18 protein-coding genes are annotated in these 21,095 nt (G+C 50.5%); 15 read left to right on the top strand and 3 right to left on the bottom strand.

Features of this window, described 5'->3' with window-relative positions; all coding sequences use genetic code 11:
* Positions 1-2 precede the first annotated feature (2 nt).
* The gene (gene rfaE1, locus DESTI_RS07690; protein WP_041286891.1) at positions 3-1,436 is read right to left on the bottom strand and encodes a D-glycero-beta-D-manno-heptose-7-phosphate kinase; all 1,434 of its coding nucleotides are present in this window, start codon (positions 1,434-1,436) and stop codon (positions 3-5) included.
* Positions 1,437-2,000: 564 nt separating this feature from the next.
* Between rfaE1 and DESTI_RS07695 the strand changes: the two genes are divergently transcribed.
* The 5 genes from DESTI_RS07695 (at position 2,001) to DESTI_RS07715 (ending at position 9,012) form a co-directional block, all read left to right on the top strand.
* Positions 2,001-4,058 carry a hypothetical protein gene (locus DESTI_RS07695; protein WP_041286043.1) on the top strand — a complete coding sequence of 686 codons (2,058 nt, stop codon included), beginning with the start codon at positions 2,001-2,003 and terminating at the stop codon, positions 4,056-4,058.
* Between the two features lie 599 nt (positions 4,059-4,657).
* Positions 4,658-5,980, top strand: a complete 1,323-nt coding sequence (gene thiD, locus DESTI_RS07700) for a bifunctional hydroxymethylpyrimidine kinase/phosphomethylpyrimidine kinase (protein WP_014809399.1) — start codon at positions 4,658-4,660, stop codon at positions 5,978-5,980.
* 176 nt (positions 5,981-6,156) lie between these two features.
* Positions 6,157-7,143, top strand: a complete 987-nt coding sequence (gene moaA / locus DESTI_RS07705; protein ID WP_014809400.1) for a GTP 3',8-cyclase MoaA — start codon at positions 6,157-6,159, stop codon at positions 7,141-7,143.
* A 197-nt stretch (positions 7,144-7,340) separates the two neighbouring features.
* The gene (locus DESTI_RS07710) at positions 7,341-8,300 is read left to right on the top strand and encodes a glycosyltransferase family 2 protein (RefSeq protein WP_014809401.1); all 960 of its coding nucleotides are present in this window, start codon (positions 7,341-7,343) and stop codon (positions 8,298-8,300) included.
* Positions 8,301-8,436: 136 nt separating this feature from the next.
* Positions 8,437-9,012, top strand: a complete 576-nt coding sequence (locus DESTI_RS07715; protein WP_014809402.1) for a CBS domain-containing protein — start codon at positions 8,437-8,439, stop codon at positions 9,010-9,012.
* Positions 9,013-9,517: 505 nt separating this feature from the next.
* Here DESTI_RS07715 and DESTI_RS07720 read toward each other — a convergent pair.
* Positions 9,518-11,080 (bottom strand): Rne/Rng family ribonuclease, encoded by a 1,563-nt coding sequence (locus DESTI_RS07720; protein WP_014809403.1) that lies wholly within the window; start codon positions 11,078-11,080, stop codon positions 9,518-9,520.
* Positions 11,067-13,586, bottom strand: a complete 2,520-nt coding sequence (locus DESTI_RS07725) for a TIGR03936 family radical SAM-associated protein (RefSeq protein ID WP_014809404.1) — start codon at positions 13,584-13,586, stop codon at positions 11,067-11,069. Before DESTI_RS07725 ends, DESTI_RS07720 begins: the two co-directional genes overlap by 14 nt.
* Before the next feature lie 62 nt (positions 13,587-13,648).
* On the opposite strand from DESTI_RS07725, the gene DESTI_RS07730 reads away from it, so the two are divergent.
* From DESTI_RS07730 to DESTI_RS07775, 10 genes are all read left to right on the top strand, one after another.
* Positions 13,649-13,897, top strand: a complete 249-nt coding sequence (locus DESTI_RS07730; RefSeq protein WP_014809405.1) for a hypothetical protein — start codon at positions 13,649-13,651, stop codon at positions 13,895-13,897.
* A 39-nt stretch (positions 13,898-13,936) separates the two neighbouring features.
* Positions 13,937-15,424, top strand: coding sequence for an acetate--CoA ligase family protein (locus DESTI_RS07735; protein WP_014809406.1), 1,488 nt, complete (start codon positions 13,937-13,939; stop codon positions 15,422-15,424).
* A gap of 427 nt (positions 15,425-15,851) precedes the next feature.
* Entirely contained in the window at positions 15,852-16,163 is a 312-nt protein-coding gene (locus DESTI_RS07740) for a TetR/AcrR family transcriptional regulator (protein WP_052316011.1), read from the top strand.
* 12 nt (positions 16,164-16,175) lie between these two features.
* Complete coding sequence (locus DESTI_RS07745) at positions 16,176-16,448, top strand: LmrA/YxaF family transcription factor (RefSeq protein ID WP_272913409.1); 273 nt, start codon at positions 16,176-16,178, stop codon at positions 16,446-16,448.
* Between the two features lie 70 nt (positions 16,449-16,518).
* Complete coding sequence (locus DESTI_RS28580) at positions 16,519-17,277, top strand: hypothetical protein (RefSeq protein ID WP_014809408.1); 759 nt, start codon at positions 16,519-16,521, stop codon at positions 17,275-17,277.
* Positions 17,278-17,330: 53 nt separating this feature from the next.
* Positions 17,331-18,080 carry an enoyl-CoA hydratase/isomerase family protein gene (locus DESTI_RS28585; RefSeq protein WP_014809409.1) on the top strand — a complete coding sequence of 250 codons (750 nt, stop codon included), beginning with the start codon at positions 17,331-17,333 and terminating at the stop codon, positions 18,078-18,080.
* A gap of 37 nt (positions 18,081-18,117) precedes the next feature.
* Positions 18,118-19,041, top strand: coding sequence for an MBL fold metallo-hydrolase (locus tag DESTI_RS07760; RefSeq protein WP_014809410.1), 924 nt, complete (start codon positions 18,118-18,120; stop codon positions 19,039-19,041).
* 154 nt (positions 19,042-19,195) lie between these two features.
* Positions 19,196-19,738: an RNA pol II promoter Fmp27 protein gene (locus tag DESTI_RS07765; protein WP_014809411.1), complete on the top strand. Its 543-nt coding sequence runs from the start codon at positions 19,196-19,198 to the stop codon at positions 19,736-19,738.
* 23 nt (positions 19,739-19,761) lie between these two features.
* Entirely contained in the window at positions 19,762-20,400 is a 639-nt protein-coding gene (locus DESTI_RS30655; RefSeq protein ID WP_014809412.1) for a hypothetical protein, read from the top strand.
* On the top strand, positions 20,397-21,041 hold the full coding sequence (locus tag DESTI_RS07775) for a 50S ribosomal protein L11 methyltransferase (protein WP_052316012.1): 645 nt from the start codon (positions 20,397-20,399) through the stop codon (positions 21,039-21,041). The genes DESTI_RS30655 and DESTI_RS07775 overlap by 4 nt, the downstream gene beginning before the upstream one ends.
* Positions 21,042-21,095: the final 54 nt, after the last annotated feature.

The following is a 21,095-nucleotide window of genomic DNA, read 5'->3' on the forward strand; positions in this document are numbered from 1 at the left end:
GCTCAGCCTTCGCCTCGAATTTTCTTAATGAGCGATGTTGTGGAAATTCCGGGGACAAACTTTGCGAACTGCACTCTACCGCCCCGGGCATTGACCACATCTGAGCCCACGACTTCTTTGCCGGCCCAGTCTTCCCCTTTGACCAGCACGTCAGGCTGAACTTCCTGAATGAGTTTGAGCGGGGTATCTTCCGAAAAAGGTACGATGTAATCGACGAAATTTAATGCAGCCAGAACTGCAATGCGATCCGGGAGTGCGATGATCGGCCGGCTCGGTCCTTTCAGCCGCCGCACGGATTCGTCGGAGTTGATCCCAACAACTGTAACTTCGCCGAGAGAAGATGTCTGCCTCAGGAGATCCAGATGCCCGGCATGGAACAGGTCAAAACAACCGTTGGTGAAAACGATTTTGTGACCTGCGATACGGTGGTTGCGCAATACGGACGAAATGTCCTCGAAGGAGATGCACTTATTGTCCCGAACCTGGCCGTTGAGAGAATCGACCATCTCATCCAGGGTCACGGAAGCTGCTCCAAAACGGGCCACCACGAGAGACGCCGCAAGATTCGCAAGGCCGGCCGCACTTTCAATGGACAATCCGTTTGCAACCGCAAGGGCCATGGTAGCAATCACCGTGTCTCCAGCGCCGGTAACGTCCACAATTTCCACCTGACGGGCTGAAAAATCCTGCGCCTTCTTCCGGGTGACCAGAGTACTTCCGTCTCTCCCGCGTGTGATAATTACAGCCTGAACGTCTGCCTGCTCCAGGAGCGCCTTGCCCGCGTTTACAAGCGATTCTTCAGAATGGATCTCTATTCCGGAAGCGAGAGAAGCTTCCTTCAAATTGGGTGTGATGTATGTGGCCCCTCTGTATCGCCGGAAATCCATGCCTTTGGGATCGACGATGATGGGAATCCCCTGTGCTCTCGCACCTGAAATAAGGGCTTCCAGGATACGCGGAGTGAGAAACCCCTTTCCATAATCCGATATAACCACTGCTCTCACCTGGGTGATGGCAGAGCCGATTTCCTTGACTATCAGATTTTCAAGCTCTGTGGGAAGCGGCCCCACATGTTCTTCGTCGATACGCACAATCTGTTGATTCCGAGCTACCACCCGAGTCTTGATCGTGGTCGGACGAGAGGCATCTTCTTTCACCCAAAAACTTTCCACACCTATGTGCTCGCAATAATTCTTGAACCACTTTCCGGGGTTGTCCTTTCCGACCGTGGCAAAAAGAGCGACTTCTCCTCCCATTGTGACAATATTCTGAACCACATTGCCCGCTCCACCCGGCTTCCGCAGACGATCTCTGGCCACGAGAACCGGAACGGGAGATTCCGGCGAAATGCGTTCCACATCCCCAATAATGTATTCATCTACCATAACGTCTCCCGCAACGAGGATAGGCGCGGGTTTCAGTTTTCTAATAAGCATTTCGTTCAAAACAAGTCCTCCGAGTCTGCGGGATAATAGAAGAAAGTCATGCCAGGGGCGGGTTGTTGAAGCCGGCGGCACCGGCGCATGAAAAATATAAAGAAGTGATACATTATGGGAAATTAAGACAAAATCTTAAACTAAAAAAAGATTAAATGCAGCCTGCATTTTGGAATTATTATTGATTTAAGCTCATTTTTCTGGTATACACACTGCGGCGAACCTTCCAATGCCTGCTGTATCCTCCGGAAAACGGATGCGGCAGATCGGTTCGTTACACCAGAGAGACAAGCGGGTATAGCCCGTTATCGAATCTGAGGAATCCGAACTGGAGCCGTTACTCATGTTGTACCGGCTCGAATTCGGTTGCCAAGCAGTTTAACGTCATGCCCGGGACGGGGTTTGGCATCCTTCTTTGCAGTGACTAACCCTTGGAACCATGAATCTTTTCAAGGGAGCCTCCTTTCCCTCAAGAGAGGATCGCTGATCGGTCGTTTATAATTATTCACCCAGACCCGGCATTGTCAAGCCTTATGCAATGGATTCAACGAAAGCGGTCATGGCATGAGCAGCAAACTTTTCAGATGGAGCATATCAGCAGAGTCGATCCGTTCGATGTACGGTTGGCGGCTTATTCTTGCCATTCTCATTGGGTCGTCAGCGGCTTGGCTTATAGCCGCATTCGCTATTCATTTCGGGACCATTGCTCCGCTTCGTGCAGGATTAATTTCGGATCGCGCAAATGCTCTTGCGAGACAAATCGACTCTGTCATAAAAGTCAGGTCTACCCTGATTTCGTCCGCTGTAAACGATCAGCATCTCGAAAAAATCTTGGATTCGGCACAATTGGAGGCCTTGGTAAAGCACATAGAAAACCGTTTTTCCGATTTCATAAGCCTCGAGGTCATGAATCACAGGGGAGAGATTCTGGCAATCGTCGGGGAAGTTGCTCTTTCCAAGGGCAATCTCGCTCCATTGGATATCAGAGAGGCCCTTTTCAACTTGGATGCTCGGACAGGAAATACCGGCCTTCTTCGGGATGACCCGGAGAATGACAGCTTTTTTATAACATGTCGGCATCGAAATTCCGACGGGACTCTTTGGTATTCGAGAAGCAGATTCGGCCGGAGTACACTGGAAAATATTCTGAATCACGAAAAAGACAAGGGATCGGCTTCTCTTGTTCCGATTTCGGGCGTCAGTTCCGATGTGCGGCAGATTGCCGAGAACCGTAACCGAATCTACAATAGCTGGTGGTCAGGTCTTCAGGCTATAGAGGTATCCCTGGAAAGTCCGGGATGGATGTTGAAAATGGTTCCGAACAGCTCCGGATCTCCTGTTCGGCGTGCGTCCGTGATAATTCCCGGACTCCTTCTCTTGCTCTTCGCTGCAGCTTATCTCATCTTCGCACGTCGCGAGAATACGTACGATGCGCCGGACGATCATTCATCACGGACACCAAGCACCGTCGATAAGAAGTCCTTGACACCCATTGTAATTCCGGAGCAAAAGACGGAAGAAGAATTTATCGAGAAATCACCCGAGCCCGTCAGTCCAGCGGTTGTTGCTGCCGCTCATGCGATTCCTCCTTCAGTCTTGTCCCCCTTAGCCGTGGCTAAGCTGGTTCCCGTGACAAATCTCCCTCCATCGTATGATGTGGACCGGGAGCACGAAAGCTCTGAGGTATACAGCGAACTCCTGTGTCCGCCTCAACTTGTCTTCGCGCCGATGCCCGATACGTTCGGTTTGCCTTGCCAAGATCCGAATCCGAAGAATACTCAGGAGCAGCAAACGCCCGAGATCGAAAAAGAAGCGGAATGCCCTTCTGAAGAGTATTTTTGTCAGGGGCCGGAGAAGGTCGAACCGGATCGTGCAGACACTGAGCCGTATTTGGCAGAGGAGCGCATGAGCGCTTTGTTGGAGTGGTCAGAAGACGACCGCACCATGGAACCAATCTTCGAAGCTATTCCTGAATGCCGTGTCGAAGAGACAATCCCGTCCGAACCCGAAAAGGACATGCTGTTGCTCGAAGCGGTTGACATCGACGAACAACCGACCGCTTTCGCTCCTGTGGATGAAACAGAATCTCTTGTCATAGGTGAAGAAGAATGCTGGGTTCTTGAAGACGAGGACGTAGAAGTGTCGGATTACAGAGCAGCCGATGACACACTTGTGGAAATCGCATCGGAAGAACCTGAGAATTGTGAAGAAGAAGAGATTATCTTTCCCGATTATTGTATCCGGGTAGATTCGGTGCAGCCCGAAATAGATTCAGGAAGCTCCTGGAAAAGCATCGATTTAGGACCGGTTACGGAACTGCTCGTAACTCAAGATGAGTACTGGATTGTGTCTGATGACGAGCGTCAAGAGGATGCGACGCTTGAAGCTCAGATCGCCCCCGAAATACCTGAAGAATTGACTGTCGAGTGGGACGACGAAATTGTAGTTCCGACTCTTCCTGAGATTCCGCGTGATACGGTTTACGCTGTCCTCGCGACGCCGGACACAGGGATTCCCGAAGTGCTCGAAGTAGAATGGAACGAACCCGTTGCTGAAGAAGAATCCGAAAATCCCCGAAAAGAGCGAGAGGTCATCCTGTTCTCGGAATTCTTCAATTTCTAAGTGTAGAAAGATACTTTTGTTCGCCTGCCAGCATGTGATAAAGTCACTCACAATGGATGGATTGGTCCGGACGGATCGAAGCTTGTGGAGATCGTACACGGTTTACGTGGCACAGGTCTGACAAGGTCGCCTCTGTCTGTGGTTGAATGGTTTTTGCCGAAAGAGATGTTTCGAGATCGTTCTTGAACGCAAACCGGCGATGATTGACTCGCGAGGTCGATCCGACCGATCTAACCGGACCTCCTTCAATAGATCGTAAGCCAAAGATGTCGGCAAGATTAATGAGAGCGTGCCGGTAGGTGGCACAGCAACGTCTTGAGATTTTTCTCTTGTCGAGAAAATTGCGAGGTCATTCAGAGAATCACGAGAAAGTATGCGCATTCAAACCGACGCGCTTTCGAGTGATAAGATGTGGTACCAATTTGCTTTCAAAGTTGGATGAAAATCCCCTCTAACCCCCTTTATTAAAGAGGAGAATGGAGGGATTTTGAATGCAAATTGCTACGAGGAATATTGAAGAGAAAGGGTTCTCGGTCTTATCCTCTTAATTGTGAATCTGTGTATCGATCGGGAGCATACACGAGTGTAGTGGGGATGCTATGCAAAAAATTCTCACCATTGCAGGTTCTGATTCCGGTGGCGGATCGGGTATTCAGGGAGATCTGAAAACAATTCTCTCACTCGGCGGCTATGGCATGAGCGTGATTACCGCTGTCACAGCCCAAAACACCATGGGAATTCAGGGAATCGTTCCCATGGATCCGGATTTTGTAGCACTTCAACTTGAATCAGTGCTGAGCGACATAGGAGCAGACGCAGTAAAGACGGGCATGTTGGCCAATGCGGATATAGTCTCTGTTGTTGCAGAAATTCTCTCCAAATATAAGATCGACAAACTCGTTGTGGACCCTGTTCTGGTTTCGGAAAGCGGAAAAGAGCTTCTGGAAAAAGAAGGCATTTCCAGACTTGTTGATAAGCTGTTTCCCATGACGTATCTGCTGACACCTAACATTCCTGAAGCTGAAGCTCTGACCGGAAAGAGCGTGACCACCGTCTCGGACATGATCAAGGCCGGAAAAAAGCTCCAGAAGATGGGCCCCAAATATGTACTCGTAAAAGGAGGCCATCTACAGGACTCTCCTGTGGACGTTCTTCATGACGGTTCGCAGTATTATGAGTTTGCGACACAAAGGGTGCGGACCCGACACACGCACGGTACGGGATGTACGCTTGCTTCCGCAATTGCCACACTCATGGGACGAGGGCTTCCTCTCATGGAATCCATCGATCAGGCCAAACGGTACCTGTACCGTGCTCTCAGATTTTCTCTGAGGATCGGCAGTGGCATCGGCCCGACAAACCATCTGGCCTCAATTACCCGGGAAATGGCCAGGACTCAGACAATTGAGGAACTGGACAAAGCACTGGAACGACTGAAACGGCTCAACATAGGACATTTGATTCCTGAAGTTCAATCCAATCTTGCCTATGCCATTCCCTTCGCGGAATCCGTGGAAGACGTTGCATCCTTTCCGGGTAGGATCATCCGGATGATTCACACGGTGGCTACCATGACCGGCGCGAAATTCGGAGCATCCCGGCAAATTCATCATCTCGTGCTTGCCGCAATGGATTACGACCCGGAAAGACGCGCAGCCATGAATATCGCTTTCTCGGACGTCCTGGTGAGGAGGATCCGCTCACTTGGATTCACCGTGGCGGAATTCGATCGGAATCGCACGCCTCCGGATCTTCAGGAAGAGGAGGGCAGCACGTTGGCCTGGGGTGTGCAAGATGTCATGGAAGAGCTGGGACGGGTTCCGGACGCTATTTTCGATAGGGGAGCAGTCGGAAAAGTTGCCATGATCCGTCTGTTCGGCAAAGATCCGGGCTCCATTGTCGATCTGATTGCCAAACTGTGATCCCGAGATTCCTCTTTTCATGGTTTTCCGTTTACATCCCGGCCTCGTACTTGAATTTCGTGAGGATACCACTATTATAATGAGTGACCGGAGGGGCAACATATGAGCGACAATACAATCGGGTTACCGGTCCCTGCCGAAATGCGTTAGGTTTCCCGTTAGTTGTGGGGAATGTTATGTCAAATAGTTTAATGGATGCGTACGGACGTACGATTCAATACCTTCGAGTTTCCATAACGGACCTGTGCAATCTTCGATGCATCTATTGCCGTCCCCCTGAAGGTGTCCCCCTCGTTACCCACGAAGAGATCCTCCGATATGAAGAAATCCTCGCGATAGTCGGCATTTTCCGGGATCTTGGCATAAAGAAGATACGGGTCACCGGAGGTGAGCCTCTCGTCCGTCGCGGTGTTCGGGAATTTATCGCGAGACTGGCGGCAATGAAGGGCATAGAAGATGTCGGTTTGACTACCAACGGGGTTCTGCTTGCTTCCATGGCCAAGGATCTTCGGGCTGCCGGACTCAAAAGAGTAAACGTAAGCCTCGATTCCATGGATAGGGAAAACTTCAGGAGAATTACGGGGTCCGACAAGCTGGAGCTTGTCCTGAAAGGGATCCGGGAGGCTCTTGCTGTAGGTTTTTCTCCGGTAAAGATTAATGTGGTCCTTCTTCAAGGCATAAACGAAACAGATGTTGCAGAATTTGCAAGGCTAACAATCCATGAACCGGTATACGTGAGGTTTATCGAACGCATGCCATTTGGCTCCGAGTCCCTACCGAGTTCGCCCGATTCATTCAGCGCCCACAGGGTCTTGGAGATGATCCGGAAAGAAGTAGGGGAACTCAAAATAATGGATCGTGAACCCCTCGACGGGCCGGCAACTATGTATACCCTCAAAGGGGCTGCCGGACGCATTGGAATTATCGATCCGGTTACAGGTCATTTCTGCGGCACGTGCAATCGCATGAGGCTGACGGCGAGAGGAACCTTACGACCCTGTCTTCTCGGTTCAGCGGAAATCGATGTGAAGACTCCTCTGAGACACGGCGCAACCCCTGCGGAGCTCACAGAAATCGTTCGATCCGCTGTTCTCGCCAAACCGGTCGGACATCCGGGTGAACCCCAACGTATGTGCGACGGTATGAATACCATCGGCGGCTGAAGGAAAATCGGGGAGGAACTTCTTGTAAGAAGTTCCTCCCCGAACCCCACCTCAAGAACTTTTGACACTCGCCGGAACCGGATTTCCGGGACGGAAATCTCCGTTCCGGTGAATGATAAAAGTTTCTTGGAGGGGGATTGGGGGGCACATTCTTTACAGAGAAGGTCCACCCAATTTTAACTTCTTCAAGGATTTAGATGGATTACAATCGGGAGACTGTTGTCAGTTTTGTCGTGGTAAACCGCAACACGGCTGCCTTACTCATTCGTTGTCTCAATCACATTTTTCAATCAAGACTGCCTCAAATTCCCCAGGTAATTGTGGTGGACAACGGGTCTACTGACGATTCCGTGGCTCAGGTTCGGAATGCGTACCCTGATGTGGAAATCATCGAAGCAGGCCGAAATCTTGGGTTTGCAGCGGCGAATAACCGCGCTTTTAGGATCTCCCGGGGGCAATTCCTCATGCTCGTCAATACAGATGCTATGCTGGAGCCGGAGTGTGCGGGCAGACTCTTGGATCTCATGAAAGCCGATCCTCAGATCGGCATGGCAGGACCTCAGTTACTGAATAACGACGGAACTCCCCAGACTTCGTTTGAAGCGGTGCCGACTCTTGCAACGGAGACACTAAACAGAAGCCTTTTGAAAAGACTCTTTCCCGGGAGATTTCCGGGAAAACGAGTACGTCTCGAGTGTTCCACGCAGGTAGAGGCGTTGATCGGCGCGGTTATGATGATTCGCAGGAAAGCTATCGAAGAAATCGGTGAGTTTGATGAGAATTATTTCTTCTTCCTCGAGGAAACGGATCTTGCGGTACGGATGAGAAAAGCCGGGTGGAAAGTGGTACACGATCCGTCTTCAAAGGCGGTTCATCTTCAAGGTGCGACCGCGAAAACCTACAGGGCCGATGCGCGAATAGAATTCTACCGATCGAGGTATCTCTTTTTCAGAAAACATTACGGATTAGTTGCTGAGAGCATTCTAAGGGCTGTTATCGCGGTGAATCTCAGCTTGAACGTGATCGGACTCGGACTGGCCACTGCCGTAACGTTCGGAAAATCTCGATCTGTTGCGGGAAATTTCCATGTTCGCAATGAACTGTGGAAATGGCATCTTCATGGATGTCCCGATGGAAAGGGGCTTCCGAGAACATGAAGAAACAACTCACAATAAATACAGTACGAAATCTTTTATCATTTAATTTATTTCTTTAGTAAAATTCTCATGACTCTCCGCACCCGAGTGGTAGAATGTACTTACTGCATGGCATTCCCCTCACCGGAGGTGCTTGATGTCTGTATTGCGAGTCGCAAGTCTGATGCTGCCTCTATCGGAGTGCGCTACCGTTCCGGAGACTGCCACCTTACGAGAGACAATCTCGGTCATGGAAGCGACACGTATGATGTTTCAACGCTGGGATTATCGTCCCAGAATCGTCCTGGTATTCGACAAGAATCATAAGATCGTAGGGAGCTTGAGACACTTCGACGTTTTGCGCGGACTGGAGCCGAAGTACAAACAACTGGGAGAGATGAGAAGCCTTGCGCGGCTGGGATTCAGCCCCGAATCCGTGGTTTCGATCAAAGAGAACTTCAGGTTATGGAATCATTCTTTGGAAACTCTCTGCAAGAACCTGTCTGAAATCAGTGTCGGAGAGATCATGAGCACCATAACCGAGCAAGAGACGATCCACAAAGGTGCTTTGATTACTGATGCGATCCATCGCATGCTCATGGGCAATTATCCTTCGCTTTTTGTACGGGAGAAATCAGAAATCCAGGGGATATTGCGCATGTGCGACGTGGGAGAGCATGTATTCAAAGAAATAAAGAGAACCAATCAGTTTCGGGAAGTTAAGTCCGGATAAGTACTGGTTATCGATCGTAATGGTTATAACGATTGTTCAAAATTCTGGCGCTTATCCCGCGTCCCGAGACTGTCTCAACAGTCGAAATTTATCCCAGATCGTGGCACGATTTTCTCATCAACTTCCGGCCTTATTGTAGGGGCGCCCCTTGTGGGTGCCCGGTAGTGACCGGCCTCCGTGCCGGTCATTGCGGAAGGGCAGGCATCCCGCGTGTTCGCGGGACCCCTATCAAGGATGGCGAATCGTGGCACGATTTGTTATGTATTCGAGAATTTTGAAACAGTCTCTCCCTGCCGGTCCATTCTATCGATATCATTGATCATATTGAAGATGTGCCGGCACGGAGGCACGGCACCCACCAATATTCCTAATCTTCGATCGGAAAGGGACTTTCATCGTTCGCTGTGGCAGTTTCTGCCTTGGGCGTTGCTGTAAACAAAGCCGAGGTTCACACCAGAGACGCCGAACCATAGCGGGCGTGTCTCCGTGCCGGTCATTCGGAATATCAACAAATAGTAATCTCGTATTGTTCCTGGAACAGGTTGGGGTCGGGGTTCAGCAGGATCTTTGTGTTGTATTTTCTCTGGATTTCTTCGAGTTCATCATTCTCCTGCTCGAACAGGAGCTTCAACACTTCGGGATTTGCCGTGACCTGCAGGCATTCGGAATATTCATCCGCCAGCTCTCTGCCGATAGCTCTTAGTATTTCATAACACACGGTAGTTTGCGATTTCAGAAAACCTTTGCCCTCGCAGTACGGACACTGCTCACAGAGAGTGCGAGTCAGGCTCTCTCTGGTGCGTTTTCGGGTCATCTGGACAAGGCCCAGTTCGGAGATCTTCAGAATGTTCGTCTTCTGCTTGTCTTTGCGCAGGGCTTCCTGGAGCGCATTGAATACCTTGTCCCGGTCCGTCGGACGATCCATATCGATGAAATCCACGATAATGATTCCACCGATGTTCCTGAGACGCAATTGGTAGGCGATTTCGCGAGCTGCCTCAAGGTTCGTCTTTAGAATGGTTTCCTGGAGATTTCTTTTGCCGACGAATCGACCGGTATTTACGTCAATGGCCACCAGCGCCTCGGTGAAATCGATGTTGATGTACCCGCCTGATTTCAGCCATACCTTTCGACCCAGGGCTTTGTTCAATTCCATCTCGATACCGAAATAGTCGAAGATGGGCTCCTCACCCTCATAGAGTTCGACCTGAGCTTTGAGGGACGGCATGAACGTGTCCATGAATTCGATAACGCGATTATAGTATTCACGAGAATCCACGATGAGGCGCGATACGTTTTCCGTGAACAGGTCTCGTACTCCGCGCAGGCAAAGGTCCAGGTCTTCGTAGATCAGTGAGGGGGCTGGGACTTTCTTTTCCTTTTCCAGGATCCGTTCCCATGAGCCCTGAAGAAACGTCAAATCGGCCTGAAGCTTTTCCTGGGTCTCGTGTTCGCTCACCGTTCGTACGATGATGCCGCAGGACGGCGGTTTAATTTCAGCGATAATATCTTTGAGCCGCTGCCGTTCCACTTCATTTTCTATTCTGCGCGATATTCCGATATGATCCACTGTAGGCATGAACACGAGATGCCTTCCGGGTATGGATATGTGCGAAGTGATCCGAGCCCCCTTACTGCCGAGAGGCTCTTTGGAGATCTGCACCAGGACGTCTTCACCTTCCTGAATCAACTCTTCGATTGGGGTATACGAGGGAATAGTGTCATGAATGCCGTCAGGTAAGCCGTTTTCCTCTTCCTGCTGCGCCTCGGACTCCTCTTCGTTCATCATGAAATCCAGGTCGTGAATGTGATGATGAATGTCCCCAACATACAGGAAAGCAGCTCTTGGGAGTCCAATATCCACAAACGCTGCCTGCATTCCCGGCAATACTTTGATAACCCGACCTTTATATATGTTTCCTACAATGCCTCGTTCGCCCTTGCGTTCGAGGTGGAGCTCCACAACCTGACCGCTTTCGATCATGGCCAGACGCGTCTCCCGCTTCGTGGTATTCATCACGATTTCACTTGTCAAAGCGGAAGCTCTTGCCGTATCAGTCACATTCATGGGTTCCTGCATCTGTCTTGATAACGTGCAGATCTCTTGCAAGCTCTTTGTCTATGCCCAGTACTGCCGCAACCGCATCCAGAGGATGCACCGATCCGGACGCATCTGCCCTGATGGTAACAGTGAGAGCACCGTCCGACAAATCCAAGCGCTTGATCCATTCCTTGAGATCTTTGGTCTTGAATTTGCCTTTGTGCTTTCTGACAAGCGGGAACTCAGGCGCACTCCAAAACTGGTCGATCCGTTCCTGCGCTTGCTCGGGCTCCAGTGTGTCCAACAACTTAATTTTGTAGGAAAACTGCCGAATTCTAGCAGAAAGAAGCGGTTCGTTCAACAAAATTTCCTGCAATTTTAAGGGTGTTATCCCGTTTGGAAGATTTTTCGTCAGGATAACCATGATTTCATCAGGCTTTAATTCAACATTCACGAGATCGAAATCCAGGAATTCCGCAACACTTTCCACGCCAAGAGCTAAAGGAGCAGAGAACCTGAGTCGAGGATGCGGATGGAAACCGTTGGAAAAATCCAGGGTCATGCGGGAACGCCGAAAACTCCGCTCGAAGAGTCTGATGAGATCTTGATGCCCGAGGAAACGCATTCGTCCGACTTTTCCGTACTGAAGACGAAATCGGCGAACGGTTCGGTCGGATGCTTCAGCGGACAACGCCGACTGCGGTTCCGTATTTCCGGGAGCGACGCGAGCATCAGGAGCAAGAGTCGGAGCCAATTTGGAGAAATCGCACACACCGCATGCCTGGCACCATCCTTTGCGGCAATCCACCGTGCTTTCTTCCCTCAGGGCTTTATCGCATTCTTTTGAGAGGTATTCTTCAGTAACCCCTCCGTGGATGAACCCCCAGGGTAACGGATCCGCTTTTACGCGTGCAGCGAGATAACGTTCCGGATCGATTCCGGATTCGCTGAATGCATCCATCCAGATATCGAATTTGAGTTGATCGTCCCATCCATCGAACCGGGCGCCTTTCCTAAAGGCGATTTCGATCGCATCAGACACTTTTTCATCCGCCCGGGCGAAGACTCCTTCGAGAAAAGAGACTCTGGGATCGTGAAACTTTACTTGAATTCTACCTCTGCCGAAGCTCTTTCTGATGTGCTGTTGTCTGCGTACGGTCTCCTCGATGGATATCTGCTCTGCCCATTGAAAAGGAGTGTGTGCTTTGGGCACGAACGTGGAAATGGAAGCCGTTACTTTGCCTCCTTTTGCCCATTTGAAGGCTTTTCTGACAAGCGTCACAATTCCATCCAGGTCTTCATCCGTTTCATGAGGCAGTCCGATCATGAAATAGAGCTTTACCGATTGCCAACCCAGGTCGAATGCGGCAGTGATCGCCCGTTGCAGGTCTTCTTCCGTATTCCCTTTGTTTATAATTTTTCGCAGTCTTTCTGTTCCTGCTTCCGGCGCCAGAGTAAAACCGGTCTTGCGCACTCTTCTGATCTGCTCTCCCATGTCCGTATTGAAGGTATCGGTACGCAGCGACGGGAGCGATACTGCAATCTTTTCGGAACCGAATTTCTGCACCATGCAACCGATAAGATCTGAAATGCAGCTATGATCCCCGGTGGAAAGCGAGAGAAGGGCCACTTCTTCCCAGCCTGTGCTTCGAAGATTCTGCTCGGCCAGATGGAGGACGCGTTGAACGGATTTTTCTCGAACCGGCCGGTAAATCATCCCGGCCTGACAGAATCGGCATCCTCGTGTGCACCCCCGCGCCACTTCCACTCCGATGCGGTCGTGAACTGTTTCACAGAACGGCACAATGAAGGCTGAAGGAAAATCGGATTTTTCCAGATCGGTGGTGACGCGGCGCTGGATAATATCTCTCGGTGTGTGCAGAGAAGGGACGAATACTCCGGGAATTTCTTTCCACATGCGGAGCAGTTCTTCTCTCGGGGCATTGCGTTGCTTCCACACGCAATGAGCTGCCGAGACTTCCAGGATGGCTTCTTCTCCGTCTCCTATGACGAATGCATCGAAAAACGGTGACAGAGGAACCGGATTAAACGCTACAGGTCCTCCTCCGATCACGAACGGATGATCTGATGTTCGGTCATTCGCTCGTAAGGGAATACCCGCAAGATCGAGTATCTGCAAAACGGTAGTCGCGCAGAGCTCATATTGAAGAGAAAAACCCACCAAATCCAGATCCGCCACAGGAGTTCCGGTTTCCAGGGTCACCAGTTTGAGACCGTTGCGTCTCATCTGGTCTTCCATATCGGGCCACGGAGCGAAAACTCTTTCAGCGTACAGATCGGTCCGGGCGTTCACGATGGAATACAGGATCTTCAACCCAAGATGGGACATTCCCACTTCGTACACGTCAGGAAAACACAGTCCGATCCTCAGATTGACTTTGCTGACATCCTTTCGAATCGCATTAATTTCTTCTCCGATATATCGTGCAGGCTTTTGCACGTGGACCAGTATTTTTTCTAAGTCATGAGAATTGCTGTCTGTTTCAACACTATTCACTTCACGGTCTTTCATAGAAAACGATTGATCTCCCAATCAACTAGGTTTGCGTCCACAGAGATGATACCATACAAACCATGACACGTACACGCCTGGCAGGTTTGATCGTTGGAGCAATCGTTACAATCGCAGTCTTCTGGGGACTGCTCTATTTGATGCTCTATGGGGGCTATGTCGAATCAGATCACATCATGCTGTTCGTATCGATTTCACTCGGGCCGGTAGCTGCGGTCTCGGTAATTGCCGGATATTTGGTGTGGTGGCTTGTCGTATTCTTGCTTACCCTCTTGAGTCCGGATTCAACTGACCGATCCGACCCCCAATGAACGCATGCTATGAAAAAGTTGTTTCTTGGAGGTTTGTTCGTGAACGGATATTCAGATAACCCACTGTACAAGGTGATGCATCCGGAAAGTGTAGCATTCTGGGGCGCATCAAGCAATCCTCTCGGTATGGGGAGTGTCCAGCTTTCTCAACTCGTTGCTATGAAGTTTCCCGGCGCTGTCTTTCCTATGCACCCAAGGGAGACGGAGATCATGGGGTACAAAGCGTACCGGCACGTAAAGGACCTTCCCGTTGTCCCGGACCTGGCAGTTTTTGTGCTGCCCACTAAAGTTGTGCCTGAAGTCCTCGAAGAATGCGGACAGGGAGGAATAAAGTACGTTGTCATCGTATCCGCCGGATTCGCAGAAATGGGATCTGAAGGCAAACAGATGCAAGATCGATTGGTCGAGATCGCCAGGAAATACGGCATCGTGTTCCTCGGACCCAACTGCATAGGGGTTATTAACTCCCACTGGAAGCTCAATACCACGTTCTTCCCGTACGACGCTCAACCGGGATTCATCGGAATCGCCTCCCAGAGCGGGAGCTTCGTGACGCAGATGTTCGTGCACCTCGAGACCTTCGGCATGGGATTCAGCCAGGGATTCAGTATCGGCAACGAAGCCATGGTCGATATAGCGGATTGTTTGGAATATCTCGGGGGCTGCCCGGATACGAAAGTCATCGCGTTGTACATCGAGAGCATCAGGCGCGGCCGCGAGTTTTTCCGGGTCGCACGGAAAGTATCGAAAAAGAAACCCATTGTCGCGTTCTATGTAGGCGGGTCTGAATCGGGAAAGAAAGCCGCTATGTCCCATACCGGCGCGATGGCGGGGCCGGACTCTCTGTACGATGGCATCCTGAAACAGGCCGGTATTATCAGAGCCCATTCCATTCAGGAGATGTTCGATTTCTGCTTTGTCATGGGAAGTCAGCCGCTCCCAAACGGGAATCGCATCGCCATCTTGACGCATTCCGGTGGCCCTGGAGCAGCCGCGGCGGATGCAGCAGAACGAAACGGCCTGCAGCTTGCCACGCTTTCGCCAAAGACCGTCGATGCTCTGAGAGAACTGGTTCCCCATACGGCAAGTATCGGGAATCCCGTGGATTTGACATTCAACAAGGATCCCAACGATTACACGAAAACCATGCCGTCAATTCTGCTCCAGGACGATAATGTGGACAGCCTTTTCATGTATCTGCTCATCCCGGTAGGCAGGGTTATGCAAGCCCTGGCGGCCACCGGGGCAAATCACGAGCAAGCAACCATCCTTGCGGACCAGTTCCTTGACAGTCAATGTCATGCGGTTGTAGGTCTTTCCGGCAAATTCGGGAAACCTGTTGCAGGAGGATCGTTTTGCACGCGCAATGAACCGTTCATACGAAAACTGCAGGATGCAGGTTTTCCGGTGCTTACCAGCCCGGAACGCGCTGTGAGAGCACTGGCAGGGCTAAGCCGGTACGCGAAAGCAAGGCAAGCCATTCTAGCAGAGGATCGGAAACATGGCGTAGACCAAACTGCGGAGTGATCCGTCCCAGAAAATAGTACCAACGTCCTATTTGATCGAACAATGGTCTTTTTGTCTGGACGATGTAACGAGTCACTGATTCACTTCGCGCGTGGTTATGGCTGTTTTTCAGTTCGTAGGCAAAAATCCCCCCAGCCCCCCTTTATAAAAGGGGGGTAAAAGGTGCGTGCAATCAACCCTTTAGCATGTAGGATGTGATGAGCGAAGCGAATCGCATCGGTCGCGAAAGACCTCGACTGATGCGGTTCGCTTCGCTCACCGGCATCCTACGTACCAATTCATCTAAGGCTTTGCCCTTCGTCCCGTTTCTACAGGAAGACCATGGCGAAAATGTGAGTATCTATGCCATGTCATAGTACCTTATCCATTGACAGCCGTTCCATTCTCATGTCATTGTAGACTGACCAGTCAGTACGAAAGGACCTGTATGCCGTCCAAAGGCGATATTACCCGAGCGCGAATCATTGACGCTGCACGAAGACTATTTCGTCTCCAGGGATATGCTCGGACCAGCATCGACGATATCTGCAGCGAATCCGGTGTCAAAAGAGGCAATCTCTATTTCTACTTTAAATCAAAGGAAGAAGTGGCGGATGCTGCTATCAAGGATGCTCTGGACAAGCAGATCCCTTTTTTCGAGCAGATGATGGCAGACGAGACGGACCCTTTGAGAAGGATCGAATTGCTCATTGATGGCATCGTCGGATATCACGTAGCTCGCGGCTGCAATGCATGCTGACTGTTCGGCAACATCGCCCAGGAGCTGGGCGACAGCAATCGGGTGCTTGCTCAATCAGCCAATCGTTTTTTCGTGTTATGGGGCGAATTGCTTCGTTCTCATTTCGATCGGGCCAAAGCTCAAGGATGTCTCGAGCCCGATGCGGATACGGATGGACTCAGCAGACTGGTAATGAGTACCATTGAAGGGGCGCTTCTGCTCTGCAAAGCATCCAAGGATACGGAAGCTTTTAAGAAGACGGCAGAGGCTCTCAAGCAGGCAATCAGACCGGGAAGAGGAGCATAAGGCAGCGATCCGGCGTGCATGAGCATGCGTAAGAAATAGACTTTACAGTCAGTCAAAAAAAGGAGCAGTCATGAGTTCCCACATGCTTACCGAATCACTTACTGCATTTTTCAAGAACTTCAACGTCCCGGTTTTCGGGATCTCCGCGGCCGAAGCACTGGAGACGGAGCCCGCAGGCTCGAGACCCTCGGACCGCCTTGAAAGAGCACAAAGCCTGGTGAGCTTGGGAATGCCGGTACCAAAAGGGGTATTTCGCGCGAAAGAGGGGAGTGAAGCGCTGTACTGGCGTACGGCTAATATCTACTATCGTCAGATTGACGCTCTGGTCCTGAGAACGGCCATTTTCCTCGAGGAACACGGAGAAACCGCGGTTCCTGTGTACGGTTGTTTTCCGTATGCAATACGGGGAAAAGGCGACATGGTCGGAGATCTCGATCTCATCAAGGTCGGCGTTGCGACAGGAATAGGCGCAAAAGGTAAGAATGGACTGCTCTATCACACGATGTACGGTCCCAGGCTGATTCTCGGCGGAATTATTACCACAGCGAATCTGGAAAGCTTCGCATGGCCCGAATGCGATCAGAAGGGATGTCCTGTAGATTGTTTCGATTGTCAGGATCGGTGTCCTGTTTCGGCCATTGAAAAGGATGGGAAGGTGAACGGGCCCCGTTGCACCAAGCAGTCGTCTGTGAGCCCACTCTTTTCCCATATGATGAAGTCCGGCAAACCCCAGCCGAAGGAGCTTCAGATGCTTAACCACGTCACGGCTGTGGACGACCATTCCTGGTATTCATGTATAGCCTGCGTGGCGGTATGCCCGCACATGTGATTACCGACGATTGAAGTTGCCTTAATCAACAAGTCTTTATTGAGGAGGTGAGCATGCAGTACGTGGAGTTGTTGCAGGAGGAAAATCTTGCCCTGGTCGCATTAAATCGAGGCAAGGTGAATGCGTTAAACGATGAAGTTGTCGGGGAACTGACTTCGTGTCTTGAGAAGCTTGCAGCGGACGTTTCCGTTGCTGCGGTTATCCTGACGGGGAAAGGAAAGTTCTTCTCGTTCGGTTTTGATATTCCCCACTTCATGAGCTACTCAAAGGAAGACTTTACCAGGTATCTGGAGAGCTTTTCCTTCCTGTATACCAAGGTGTACCTGTTTCCTAAACCGGTGATTGCAGCACTCAACGGTCATGCTATCGCAGGTGGATGTATGCTGGCAAACGCATGCGACTACCGGATAATGACCGAAGGAAAGGGAAAGATTTCCCTCAATGAGGTTACGTTCGGATCGTCCGTGTTTGCCGGAGCGGTGGACATTTTGAAAGCCCTGGTGGGATCGAGGAACGCTGAAACCATTCTTCTGGGTGGAAACATGTACAGCGCGGAACAGGCAGAAACTCTGGGGCTTATCGATCGGAGGACATCCGAAGAGAACCTGATGAGTGAAGCAAAGAGAATTGCCCGGGATTGCGGACGGCTGGATCGCAGAGCGTTTGAAAGCATAAAGAGGCTGCTCAGATATGAACTGGTAGAGCGATACAAGGAACGAGAGGCAGCGTCAATTTCGGAATTCGTCGAGATCTGGTATTCGGAAGAAACGCGAAATCAGATAAAAAACATTGCTATTCGTTAAAGGACCGCCATAGCGGAATTCATTCCCGGAGCACATTATGCAACCACTTGAAATACTACCCGATCTATTTTTTATCCAGCGTGGTTACCTTAACGGAAATCATTTCGTGTACAGGTCGGATAAGTCAATCCTGATAGACACTGCCTATATTAGGGATTTCAGGGATACCGAAAAAGCGTTGAACGACCTGGGAGTAAACCTTTCCCGGGTCGAGATGATCGTCAATACGCATTGTCACTGCGATCACGTCGGTGGGAACAGGATTATTCAGGAGAGATCCGATTGCCGAATCGCCATGCATGAGATAGGCAAGTACTTCATTGATATGAAAGATTCATGGTCCACGTGGTGGAAATATTACATGCAGGAGGCGGATTTCTTCAGATGCGATGTGGGGCTGAAAGATGAAGACGTGCTTGCGGTCGGTCCTTACGAGTTTCGGGTATTGCATACTCCGGGGCATTCCGCGGACGGAATGGTTTTGTACCACGAAGCCGAGAAACTCCTCATTTCGTCGGACACTCTATGGGAAAACGATATGGCGGTTATGACCATGAGAGTCGAAGGTTCCACTGCGATTTTTTCCATGCTCGAATCTTTGAAAAAGCTCTCATCGCTTGACATCAAGATGGTTTTTCCGGGACATGGAGACCCCTTTTACGATGCTCAGGGAGCTATACAGAAAACCAAAGAAAGACTTTTCGATTTTCTGGAAAATCCGAAACGGGTCGGCAACGACTTGATCAAGAAGATTATTATCTACACCTTGATGATGAAGAGGAGCATCGACGAGGAAACCTTTTACGACTATCTCATGACAACGCCCTGGTTTGTTGAAACCGTGGATCTCTATTTCGACGGCAAGTACGAGAAGAAATATCACGATACCATGCAGGGCTTTTTCAGGCGAGGGATTGTGAAACGAAATTGCGGCACACTTTTTACCACTGTCAAACCGTGAACTCCGAAAAAAATCTTGTCCGCACCAGTTGCCGGAAACGAATCAACCTATTATTATCACACATAGTATCGCATCCTTTTAGTGCTTGACTGCGATCTCCTGCTGAAGTATTGTTCGACCACTTTAGAAGCCCCCTCTTCTGTGGGTGAAATCCATGGCTGAACGTGAAGATGACGATCTTACAGTGCAATTGCTGACACAGTTAAGAGATGAAATGCGCGCAATGCGTGACTCCGTCGATATGAGGTTCGACTCACTTGATAACCGCATGAAATCTCTTGAAACGAGAATGATATCGCTTGAAGGAGCAGTTGGTTCCCTTCAGACGCAAGTTGATTCTCTTCAGACTCAAGTTGGTTCCCTTCAGACTCAAGTTGGTTCCCTTCAGACTCAAGTTGGTTCCCTTCAGACTCAAGTTGGTTCCCTTCAGACTCAAGTTGATTCCCTTCAGACACAAGCTGATTTCTTTCAGCGTCGATTGGACCATTTCGAAGCCAGACTCGACAGCATGGAGGAACGAAACGAGACCCGTAATCAGGACCTTTTGCGTCGTTTCGGTCTCCTGGAATCAGACCTCAAGAAATTCGCCTCTGTTGCCAATGAAGCCATCCTGCATTATGCTGGGGAAATGGACTCTGTTAGGGACCGCGTACTGTACATAGAAAACAAACTCGGAATCCCCTACCCCAATGACTAACTAGAACATATTCGGATCACACAATGAATCTCCAGGGTCATCTCCGGCGATACATGGAATTGGTCGCTCGGGCGGATAGACTGTTCGATACTGTTGCGCACTCTCACGGTAATCTCATGGCCTGCAAAGCAGGATGCGACGACTGCTGTCACGTATATTTCAGAGTGACGCTGATTGAAGCGTTTGTTATCAACCAGGCCTTCAAACAGAATGTCTCCGATGGCTTTCGATCTAGGGCCATTTCCAGGGCCGAGCAGGTCGAACCGCTTTTTCGGCAGGCCGAGCAACTCATCGCACTGGCAGATGAAAAAGGGCAGGCAATTGAGACCGCTTCCCGGATCAAGATTCGATGCCCTCTCAACGAAGACCATGCCTGCATATTGTACGAGTATCGGCCCATAACCTGCCGTCTGTACGGTACTCCCCAGAAAATGGCCGGCAAAGTTGTCTCCTGTCCAAGGAACGGATTTCTGGCGGGAACCAAGTACACGACTATCGATATCGATGACATACAGAAGCGTTTATCCCGGTATTCACGCGATTTGCTCGTGGATTTAGTGGGGATCGATCCTCAGCCGCCGGGACCTCTGTACTGCATTTCGGATGTCATCAGAACCACCTTCGACAAAAACTACTTTCTCTCATTGAGCGAATCGCTTTGAAGCGTAAATCTCGAAAAACTCAGCCCGGCGCAACAGGCTGCCTTGATGTAGGAGAGCGACTGAGGCTTGTTCCTTATTGGGAGCGGGGTATTCACAAGACAGACAGATTGGAAATTGTTCTGGACCCCGGACCGGCATTCGGCATCGGCGACCATCCGACAACAATAATAGCACTGGAATACCTTGAAAAGGCAGTGCATGTCATTGGAAGTAGGCCATTCTCTTTACTGGACGTGGGGACCGGCACAGGAGTGCTGGCCCTGGCGGGAATAGCTATGGGATCGCATCTTACCCTGGGCCTGGATATCGATTGCGCTTCCGTCTATGTGGCTCGATGGAATCTCAAGTGTAACAGCCCTGACCGAGAAAGCTCCGCCTCATTTGTGGTGGGCGGGGTGGAATGTGCCAGGGGGAAGTTCGATATAGTCACTGCAAATCTGGCAGCTCCCACGCTCCTGAGAATTCGAGATCAATTATCTGCTTGCGTAGGAAAAGTCCTTGTCCTTTCCGGAATTGCAGAAGTGATGAAAGAACAGGTTCTGGACGTTTATTCGGCTCTGGGGCTTGTTCTGAAAGAGAGTGATGGAAGACAAGAGTGGAATGGGGCGCTTTTTGTAAAGGCGTCTGATGCGCTTCTCTGAAGCGAAGCAGGGGAGGGGCACTGCCCCTCCCCTGAACCCGAAGCTCGGTCAAAG

Origin of the sequence: Desulfomonile tiedjei DSM 6799 (assembly GCF_000266945.1) — a bacterium.
GTDB classification, from domain to species: Bacteria; Desulfobacterota; Desulfomonilia; order Desulfomonilales; family Desulfomonilaceae; genus Desulfomonile; species Desulfomonile tiedjei.

What these genes read in the sequence shown, in the direction of transcription:
- rfaE1 (WP_041286891.1), bottom strand. Translation starts at nt 1,436, where the DNA reads ATGCTTATTAGAAAACTGAAACCCGCGCCTATCCTCGTTGCGGGAGAC.
- DESTI_RS07695 (WP_041286043.1), top strand. Translation starts at nt 2,001, where the DNA reads ATGAGCAGCAAACTTTTCAGATGGAGCATATCAGCAGAGTCGATCCGT.
- thiD (WP_014809399.1), top strand. Translation starts at nt 4,658, where the DNA reads ATGCAAAAAATTCTCACCATTGCAGGTTCTGATTCCGGTGGCGGATCG.
- moaA (WP_014809400.1), top strand. Translation starts at nt 6,157, where the DNA reads ATGTCAAATAGTTTAATGGATGCGTACGGACGTACGATTCAATACCTT.
- DESTI_RS07710 (WP_014809401.1), top strand. Translation starts at nt 7,341, where the DNA reads ATGGATTACAATCGGGAGACTGTTGTCAGTTTTGTCGTGGTAAACCGC.
- DESTI_RS07715 (WP_014809402.1), top strand. Translation starts at nt 8,437, where the DNA reads ATGTCTGTATTGCGAGTCGCAAGTCTGATGCTGCCTCTATCGGAGTGC.
- DESTI_RS07720 (WP_014809403.1), bottom strand. Translation starts at nt 11,080, where the DNA reads ATGAATGTGACTGATACGGCAAGAGCTTCCGCTTTGACAAGTGAAATC.
- DESTI_RS07725 (WP_014809404.1), bottom strand. Translation starts at nt 13,586, where the DNA reads ATGAAAGACCGTGAAGTGAATAGTGTTGAAACAGACAGCAATTCTCAT.
- DESTI_RS07730 (WP_014809405.1), top strand. Translation starts at nt 13,649, where the DNA reads ATGACACGTACACGCCTGGCAGGTTTGATCGTTGGAGCAATCGTTACA.
- DESTI_RS07740 (WP_052316011.1), top strand. Translation starts at nt 15,852, where the DNA reads ATGCCGTCCAAAGGCGATATTACCCGAGCGCGAATCATTGACGCTGCA.
- DESTI_RS28580 (WP_014809408.1), top strand. Translation starts at nt 16,519, where the DNA reads ATGAGTTCCCACATGCTTACCGAATCACTTACTGCATTTTTCAAGAAC.
- DESTI_RS28585 (WP_014809409.1), top strand. Translation starts at nt 17,331, where the DNA reads ATGCAGTACGTGGAGTTGTTGCAGGAGGAAAATCTTGCCCTGGTCGCA.
- DESTI_RS07760 (WP_014809410.1), top strand. Translation starts at nt 18,118, where the DNA reads ATGCAACCACTTGAAATACTACCCGATCTATTTTTTATCCAGCGTGGT.
- DESTI_RS07765 (WP_014809411.1), top strand. Translation starts at nt 19,196, where the DNA reads ATGGCTGAACGTGAAGATGACGATCTTACAGTGCAATTGCTGACACAG.
- DESTI_RS30655 (WP_014809412.1), top strand. Translation starts at nt 19,762, where the DNA reads ATGAATCTCCAGGGTCATCTCCGGCGATACATGGAATTGGTCGCTCGG.